This is a genomic window from Streptomyces chilikensis (assembly GCF_001642695.1).
Classification (GTDB): domain Bacteria; phylum Actinomycetota; class Actinomycetes; order Streptomycetales; family Streptomycetaceae; genus Streptomyces; species Streptomyces chilikensis.
The window spans coordinates 1-8,271 of record NZ_LWCC02000016.1 but is presented as its reverse complement, the minus strand read 5'-3'; the positions used below and the strand labels follow the sequence as shown (position 1 = coordinate 8,271).

General features: G+C 76.5%; 6 protein-coding genes. 3 read left to right on the top strand and 3 right to left on the bottom strand.

The features are described from left to right. Window positions 1-3,135: substrate-binding domain-containing protein (locus A2U95_RS20845; protein WP_166025564.1), on the bottom strand; the 3,135-nt coding region annotated here is incomplete at its 3' end. Further along, complete coding sequence (locus A2U95_RS20840) at window positions 3,132-4,244, bottom strand: pectate lyase family protein (RefSeq protein ID WP_166025562.1); 1,113 nt, start codon at window positions 4,242-4,244, stop codon at window positions 3,132-3,134. The genes A2U95_RS20845 and A2U95_RS20840, both read right to left, overlap by 4 nt. Window positions 4,245-4,681: 437 nt before the next feature. Between A2U95_RS20840 and A2U95_RS20835 the strand changes: the two genes are divergently transcribed. Next, window positions 4,682-5,359, top strand: a complete 678-nt coding sequence (locus A2U95_RS20835; protein WP_166025561.1) for a DUF429 domain-containing protein — start codon at window positions 4,682-4,684, stop codon at window positions 5,357-5,359. Window positions 5,360-5,458: 99 nt separating this feature from the next. Here the strand turns inward: A2U95_RS20835 and A2U95_RS20830 are convergent, their stop codons facing one another. Beyond that, window positions 5,459-6,595: an amidinotransferase gene (locus tag A2U95_RS20830; protein ID WP_166025559.1), complete on the bottom strand. Its 1,137-nt coding sequence runs from the start codon at window positions 6,593-6,595 to the stop codon at window positions 5,459-5,461. Window positions 6,596-6,750: 155 nt separating this feature from the next. Between A2U95_RS20830 and A2U95_RS20825 the strand changes: the two genes are divergently transcribed. Both A2U95_RS20825 and A2U95_RS20820 read left to right on the top strand, forming a co-directional pair. Beyond that, entirely contained in the window at window positions 6,751-7,254 is a 504-nt protein-coding gene (locus tag A2U95_RS20825) for a pyridoxamine 5'-phosphate oxidase family protein (protein WP_166025558.1), read from the top strand. A 5-nt stretch (window positions 7,255-7,259) separates the two neighbouring features. Beyond that, on the top strand, window positions 7,260-8,234 hold the full coding sequence (locus A2U95_RS20820; protein ID WP_166025556.1) for an alpha/beta hydrolase: 975 nt from the start codon (window positions 7,260-7,262) through the stop codon (window positions 8,232-8,234). Window positions 8,235-8,271: the final 37 nt, after the last annotated feature.

Genomic DNA, 8,271 nt, shown 5'->3' with positions numbered 1-8,271 from the left:
GTCCGCGGCCCCCCGCACCGCGCGGCCGGGCAGCGCCGCGGCCAGCAACCGGCGCAGCCTGCGGCGCTCGTCGGCGCTGCCGTCGGCGACGACGACCGGACGGGCGAGGGCCGCCGGCCGCAGCGCGCCCAGGGCGCGGTCCAGGTCCCGCCCGGTGACGTGCCCGTACAGCAGGAACGGCGTGCGGCGGCACGCGGGATGGTCGTGCAGCGCCCGGACGCACGCCCACGCGTGCGGATGGACGTCGGCGGTGTCCCACGCCACGGCGGCCGGGGGCCGCGCGGCGGGGAGCGCCGCGAGGTCGTCGTCGGGATGCGGCCGGTGGATCCGCCAGCCGTGCCGCCGGGCCAGGCCGGCGGCCTCCGGGGGACCGAGGGCGGGAACGGGCGCCGGGGCGGGCGCGCGGGCGTCGTCGGCGTCGCGGGCGTGGCCCCCGCGGTCCGCCCGGTCCCCACGCTCCGGGACCCCGGCGCCTTCGGCCGCGCCGGCCGCGTCGGTTTCGCCGGCGCCGGTGTCGTCGAGGGCTGCCGAGGAGGCGACGTACAGGGTGCGCCGGGGCGGTCCGTCCGGGAGCCCGGGGACCGGGCCCGGCGTGTCGGCGGGGGTGGGCAAGGGCAGTTCCAGCCGGAACCCGCTGCCCCCGGGCGCGTCGTACAGCGACACCGAGCCGCCGTGCAGGACGGCCAGCCGGCGCGCGACGGCCGGGCCCGGCCGGGCGCCCGGGGCGGCGGAGGCGAAGGGCTCCAGCAGCCGTTCCGCGTCCTCCCGCGGCACGGCGAGCCCGGGCCCCCGCACGCGGACGCGGAGCACCGGCGGCCGCACCTCCGCCGCCAGCGCGACACCGGCCGGGCCGCCCGGAGGACCGGCCGCCGCGGTCAGCAGGGCGACCAGGATCTGCCGCAGCCGCGCCGGGTCGGCGCAGACCGCCGGCAGCCGCCGCGGAAGTCTCAGCCCCGGCAGTCCCGGCCCCGGCCGCGCGGCCCCGCGGGGCGGACCGGCCGCGGTCCGTGACGCGCCGTGACGCCCGCCGGCGACCTCCGCGAACGCCTCGGCCAGCAGCGGCCGGGGATCGAGGAGCTGCCGGGAGAGGTCCAGGGAGTCGATCTCGGAGCGGGACAGGTCGAGCAGGTCGTCGATGAGGCCGAGCAGGCGGCTCGCGTCGGCGTGGACCGTCCGCAGGAGGTCCGCCCGGTCGCGCTCGCCCCGGTCGCGCTCGTGCGGGGCGTGGCCGGACCGTCCGGGCCCGTGGCGTCCGTGCCCGGCCCGGCGGTGATCCGCCCGGTCCGGGCCCGTGGACGTGCCGGTGCCGGTGCCGGTGCGGCGGAGGATCTCCTCCACCGGGGTGCGCAGCTCGTCCGTCGCGTTGTCCAGCAGACGCGTCTTCAGACGGCTGGCCCGTTCGGCGGCGTCGCGGGCGCGCTGCACCTCGTCCAGCAGCCGGATGCCCTTCAGGGCCGCGCTGACCTGGTCGCCCAGAGCCCGGTAGAGGGCACCACGGGTCGCCGCGCCCTGCCGCGACCCGGCGTCGAACAGGGCGAAGCCGAGGCTCTCGTCGCCGACGTGCAGGGGTTCCGCGACGAGGGTGAAGCGCCGGTCCTCCTCCGGCGGGGGCACGGGCGCGTACCGCAGGGCGCCCGCCACGGCGACGGGTTCCCCGCCGGCCGGCGCTCCGGCGGCCCCCGCCGCGCGCTCCTGCGGCGTCGGCACGGGCCGCACCGCCCCCGCGCCGGCGCCGTCGTCGTACAGCACGATCCGGCAGCCCCTCACGCCCATGGCGGGCAGCCGGTCGGCGAGGGCGCCGGTGAGCGCGTCGATGTCCGGCGCCGTCGTCAGCGCGGTGCCGAGCTCCCGCAGCCGCCGCGCCTCCTGCTCGTCCGCCCAGCGGGCGTACTCCAGCAGCTTGCGGGACTTGTCGGCGACCATCAGCCGCGCCTGCCCGAGCAGCCGCTCGCCCCGGGGACGGGCGTCGTCCGGGAGCGGCGGGAGCGCCAGCCGCCGGGCCCGCAGCAGCGCAGCGTCCCAGGCGCGCACGTCGTCGGCGTCCCGGACCGCGCGGGCCACGACGGCCTCCAGCAGGGGCAGGAAGGCCCCCGGGGGCCGCTCCCCGGAGGCGGCCGACACGTCGGCGTGGAACGCGGCGTCGAGTTCCGCCGCGCCGCCGGGGCAGTCCGCGAACGGGCCCTTCGGCGGCTTCGGGCAGGCGTCGTCCCCCGCCCCCTGCACCACCAGCGGCGAGTGGCAGCCGCAGGACCGGCGGGTGACGAGGGTGCCCGGCACGGCGGTGCGCACCGGCGGCACGGTGCCGCGCAGCCGGGCCAGCAGCGTCTCCACGGCGAGCGCCCCCAGCTCGGTGAACGGCAGCGACACCGAGGTCAGCGGCGGGTCGGCGAGCCGGGCCTCGACGGAGTCGTTGAAACCGACCACCGCCACGTCCTCCGGCACCCGGACGCCCCGCTCGGTCAGGCACCGCAGCGCGTCCGCCGCGAGCACGTCGCTGCACGCGACCACCGCGTCGAAGTCCCGCCCCGGCCGCAGGCGCCGGATGTCGAGGAGCACGCGCATCGCCCGCGCGCCCGCACCGCCGCCGAAGTCCGCGGCCTCGGTCACCAGGGCGTGGTCGAGCGGGATGCGGTGCCGGGCGAGGGCGTGGGTGTACGCGCGGTAGCGGTCGAGGGAGACGGGATTGGTGAGCGGCCCGCGCACGCAGGCGGGCCTGCGGCGCCCGTGGTCCCCGACCAGGTGGCCGACGGCCTCGCGCATCCCCGCGTACCCGTCGAGCAGCAGGGCCTCGTGGCCGTCCAGGTCCTGGTTGAGGCTGACGACGGGCAGCCGGCGCAGGCGCCGCAGCAGCCACTGCGCGCGGTCGCCGACGGCGGGCAGGTTGAGGGTCGAGGTCCAGCAGACGACGCCGTCGAGCCGGTCCGGGGAGATCAGGTCGTACAGCGCGTTGCGGGGGGACCCGGGCCGCAGCGCGCCGCCGGGCAGGGCGACCAGGTCGGCGTCACCGCGCTCGGCCGCCGCCACCGCCCCGGCCCACAAGGTGGCGCCCACCCCCAGGTGGATGTTGTCGGTGACCAGCGCCAGCGTCGGACGGCGCGGTGCCGCCGGCGTGCGTAAGGGTCCGGGTTCCGTCATGAGCCGCCTCGCTCGTCGTCCGGGATGCCGTCCGGGGTGCCCTCCGGGGGCGCGGTCCGGGCCTCGTCCGGCCGCCGGGCCCCGGAGGATAGTGGCGGGTGCGCACCCGGACAAGACACGGGGCCGCGGGGGAGGACGGGGAGGGAGACGCCGGCGGTCACGATCGACTTGACGCTCGACGCGCTGTCCGCGGAGTAGGAGTACGGGATGCCCGCCACGCTGCCGCCGGCCTCACCGCTGCCGGAGTTGACGAAGTGGTTGTTCCGGGCGACGAGCGAACCGTCGCCGGAGTCGCCCTCCCCGCGGTGGTACGGGTCGTCGGTGTTCTCGAAGTAGTTGCCCTCGACCAGCACGCCGGCGTTCTCGGTGGACGCGACGCCGTAGGAGCCGATGTCGCTGAAGTAGTTGTTCAGGACGTGCACCGGGTTGCCGAAGCGGACCCGGGGGTTGCGCTGGTTGGTGCCGTCGAACCAGTTGTGGACGTACGTCACCCGCAGCTTGCCGATGTCCTCGGCGCCGTTGCCGTCGTCGTGCCCGAGCAGCATGTTCTTGTCCTGGTCGTGGGTGCGGTTCCACGACACGGTGATCCTGTCGGAGGCGCGCTTGATGTCGAGCGCTCCGTCCCTGGCACCCGAGATGTCGTTGTGGTCGATCCACACGTTCGTCGAGTACTGCACGTTGATGGCGTCGTCGCGGGACCCGGTGAACGTCAGGTTCTGCACGATGACGTTGGAGACGTTGCTGATGTTCAGGCCGTAGCCGGTGATCCGGCCGGCGGTGCCGACGCCGACGATCGTCTTGTTCGACGCCACCTTCGTCATCGAGCTCAGCGAAATGGTCCCGCTGACCCGGACGATCGTCGGCGCGCTGCTCTGCACGGCGGCCACGAAGGCCGAGGTGCTGGAGACGGTCACGGTGGTGCCGCCCGCTCCGCCCGTCGTGGCGGCGCCGAATCCGACGGGGCCGGCGGCGGCCGCGGCGGCGCCCCCGGTGTTCCCGGTGTTCTCGGCCGCGCCGCTGCTCGTCGCCGCCGTCGCCGACAGCAGCATCGCCGTGGCCGCCGCGACGGCGACGCCCGCCGACTTGTACCGTGCGCTCGTCCTGCGCATGGGGGTTCTCCGTTCGATGGGGGGATCTGGAGTGGAACCCAGGGGTGCGCCCCGTCACGCAGGGGGACTCCGTGACGGTGGGCACCGGTGCCGCGCGGCCGGCTCGTCGTCGATGCTAGGGCGGACGCCGTGGACGATCGGGAGCCCCGTGTGGACTATCGCGCGCGGCCGGGGCGCGCGCCGCGTGCGCACCACGCCGGACCGGACCGTCACGGTGTCCCCGCGCGCGATCGCGCCGCGGCTCCGCGGACCGCGGAGGGTGTACCTTCCCCGAAGGCCGTGCGCCGCCCGCGTGCCCAGGCCGCCGCGAGCGGCGCGCTCGTCACGGAGGGCGGACCCGCGGGGGAGCGGTGGGCCCGGCCCCGCCGGGGCCCCGGCGGGGCCGGGTGTCACGAGGCGCGCCGGGGAGCGGCACCGGCGGGAAGGGGAGGGACGGCATGGACGTCCTCGGGGTCGACGCCTGCGGCAAGCAGGGATGGGTCGGCATCAGGCTCACGGACGGGGCGTACGCGGGCAGCCTGGTGGATCTCCGGCTCGAGAGGCTGATCGGGCGCGCCGCCGAGGCGGACGCCGTCGCCGTGGACATGCCGTTGGGCCTGGTCGAGAAGGGCTGGCGCGCGGCGGACCTCGCGGCCCGGGCGTTGCTCGGGCCGCGGCGCAGCAGCGTCTTCCTCGTGGCGCCGAGGACGGCCTGGCAGGAGCAGGACCACCGGGCGGCCGCCGACCGGTGCCAGGAACTCACCGGCAGCCGGCTCAGCAGGCAGGCGTGGGCGCTGAGACCGAAGCTGCTCGAGGCACGGGAGTGCTGGATCGCCGACGGGCGGATCCACGAGGCGCACCCCGAGGTGTCCTTCCGCGCCCTGGCGGGCGGAGTGCCGCTGCCGCACTCCAAGAAGACCTGGCGCGGCCAGAACCTGCGCCGCTCCCTGCTGGCCGAGGCCGGCGTCGTGCTCCCGGACGAACTCGGCGAGGCGGACCGCGTTCCCGCGGACGACGTGCTGGACGCCGCCGTCACCGCCTGGTCGGCACACCGGATCGCGCTCGGGACCGCGGCGCGGGTGCCCGAGGAGCCCGAGACGGACGCGGAAGGGCGCGTCGTGGAGATCCGCTGCTGACCGGTCCGGCGGGACGGCGCGGAGCCGTCCCCCACCGGCGCCCGCGCCGGGCCGCGGCCGCGGATCCTCCCGTCGCGGGCCGTCCCGTCGCGGGCCGCCTCAGAAGTACGACTGCAGCGTGCCCCGGCGCCGTACGTCGAGGGTGGCGCAGTGGAACGAACCGCCGAACGGCGCGTAGTGCAGCAGGTCGCAGGGGACCGGCTCGAAGCCCCACCGCTCCAGGGCGCGGAGCATGCCGGTGTGGTGGCGTTCCGCGATCACCCGTTTCTCGTCCAGCATCAGGACGTTGACGCTGAGCCACCTGCCGCACAGGGAGGTGAGCCTGAGCAGCGGATCGCGGATCGGGTCGGGCTCGGGCGCGACCAGGATGTCCCAGGACCGCAGCACGTCCGGCAGCCGGCCGACGTCGATGTACTCGGGGTTGACCAGCGCCTTGCCGGGGGCCAGCACCATGAACGTGGTGTCGATGTGCATGGGGGTGCGGCACCGGCTCTCGATCTCGTGGATCCGGTAGCCGGGGCCGAGGTGGCGGCGGAGCCACTCGATGCCGCTGAGGTTGGTGACGTTGCTGCGGGTCACGAACAGGTCCCGCCCCGCGCGGACGAAGTCGGCGGCGTCGAAGACCGGCTCGAACTCGGTGAGGATGTAGCGCATGGGCTCGCCGGGCCGCGGGATGCGGAACTCCCTGTCGTACAGCTCGTCGGTGAGCTGGGGGCGCGGGGCCGCCGTCCACCGGGCGCCGCGCCGGAAGTAGTCCTTGAGGAGCGGCCGGTAGCCGTGCGTCTCGAAGTAGCGGCTGGGCCAGGCCATCGGCGTCTCGATGATCTCGTCGCCGATCACCAGCATGCTGTCGCGCGGGCAGGTGTTGCAGAAGCCGCGCGAGGACCAGTCGGGGGTGGCGAAGCGCTTCCGGTGCTCGACCGCCTCCGGACGCCTGACCGTGACGCCCAGCGATTCCAGCAGGGCGACGAACCCGTCGAGTTCCTCCCGCGCCCGCTCCACCAGTGCCCGCGGGTAGCGGACACCGGCGGCCAGGCCCTGGAGGCGGGCCGCCCAGGGCGGGATGTTGCAGGCGACCACCGGGTGGCGGGAGGGGATGGTCGCGCCGTCGAGACGGCCGACGACGATCTCCTCGAGCGGATCCCACTCGTTGTGCGAGTTGACCGGTGACGGGAGCGCGGCCGGCTCGTCGGCAAAGGCCGCCGGGGTCTCGGGCTTCTGCTGCAGTGACGTCATGCTCAACCGCTTTCGCCGGGCGGAAGTCGATGGTCAATCTATCCGATACGCGACATTCCGTGCGACCGGTGGCCGGGTCCTACGACCGTCGGCCGAGCCGGCCCGGGACCCGGGGCGGGGGCGGCCGGCGCGGCCCGGCGGCTAGCGTGCCGGGCATGAAGAACGGTGAGCCGCCCCGCGGCATGGAGCAGCGCACGCGTGACGTCCTCGCACGGCTCGCGCGCGAGACCGACGTGTGGGTGGCGTCCGCGGACGCCGGGGGGACGCCGTACCTGGTTCCGCTCTGGTTCGTCCGGCACGACGAGTGCCTCTGGCTCGCCACCCGTCCCGCCACACCGACCGCCCGCAACCTCCGCACCGGCCGCCGCGTGCGGCTGGCCCTCGGCGACACGCTCGACGTGGTCCTGGTGGACGGTGACGCCGAGTGCCTCGCCTCCGCCGAGGTGCCCGCGGCAGCGGCGGACGCCTTCGTGGAGAAGACGGGCTGGGACCCGCGGAAGGACACGAAGGAGTACGTGTGGATCCGGGTGCGGCCCCGTTCCGTCGAGGCGCGCAACGGAGAGCGCGAGATGCCGGGACGGTGGGTGATGCGGGACGGGCGGTGGGCGGTGGCCGCGAGCGGGACCGTTGTGGAGGAGGCCGGGCCGGCCGTACGGTGACCGGCATGAGGCCTGATCAGCTGCACCCCGCGATACGTCACCGGATCCGGTTCCTGCCGAGCATCCCCGCCGGACCGCTCGGGCGCGTGATCGGGCGGGCGGTCCGGGCGCGGCTGCCGGAGGGGCGCCTTCCCGAGGGGGTCCTGTCGGGGCTCGTGGGTGACCTGCCCGGCGGACCGTCGAGGCTCTACGTACCCGCACCGGGCACCCCGAGGACCGGCGCGGCGCTGCTGTGGATCCACGGCGGCGGGCTGGTGAGCGGCTCGGCCGCGCAGGACCACCAGTGGGCGGGACGGCTGTGCGCCGCGCTCGGCGTGGTCGTGGTGTCCGCCGAGTACCGGCTCGCGCCCGAGCACCCCTACCCCGTGCCGCTCGACGACTGCCGCGCGGTGTGGGAGTGGCTGCTGGAGCACGCCGGTGACCTGGGCGTCGACACCGGCCGCCTCGCCGTCGGCGGACAGAGCGCGGGCGGCGGGCTCGCCGCGGCCCTCGCCCAGCGGCTGCGGGACGAGGGCGGACCGCAGCCGGCCGCCCAGTGGCTGTTCTGCCCGATGCTCGACGACCGCACGGCCGCCGACCGCGCCCTGGACGGGATCCGCCACCCGGTGTGGAACAACCGCAGCAACCGGGCCGGCTGGGCCTCCTACCTGGGCGTGGAGCCCGGCGCCACGGAACCGGCCCCGCCGGGTCACGCGGTGCCCGCCCGCCGCCGGGACCTCGCGGGACTGCCGCCGGCGTGGATCGGCGTCGGCGACGCCGACCTCTTCCACCGGGAGGATTGCGCCTACGCCGAACGGCTGCGGGCGGCCGGGGTCGACACGGTGCTGGACGTGATGCCCGGCGCGCCGCACGGCGTCGAGACGCTGGCGGGCGAGGTGCCCTGGGTGCGGGCGTACGTCGGGCGCGCCCGGGACTGGCTGGCGGACCGGCTGGCGGACCGGCCGGCGGGCCGGCCGGCGGACGGTCCGCCGGGGGACTGACACGGTGCCGGCCGCCCCGACGCCCGGCCCGGGCCGG

Excerpts from the sequence above, each read along its gene's own strand:
- A2U95_RS20835 (WP_166025561.1), top strand. The coding sequence starts at position 4,682 with ATGGACGTCCTCGGGGTCGACGCCTGCGGCAAGCAGGGATGGGTCGGC.
- A2U95_RS20825 (WP_166025558.1), top strand. The coding sequence starts at position 6,751 with ATGAAGAACGGTGAGCCGCCCCGCGGCATGGAGCAGCGCACGCGTGAC.
- A2U95_RS20840 (WP_166025562.1), bottom strand. The coding sequence starts at position 4,244 with ATGCGCAGGACGAGCGCACGGTACAAGTCGGCGGGCGTCGCCGTCGCG.
- A2U95_RS20830 (WP_166025559.1), bottom strand. The coding sequence starts at position 6,595 with ATGACGTCACTGCAGCAGAAGCCCGAGACCCCGGCGGCCTTTGCCGAC.
- A2U95_RS20820 (WP_166025556.1), top strand. The coding sequence starts at position 7,260 with ATGAGGCCTGATCAGCTGCACCCCGCGATACGTCACCGGATCCGGTTC.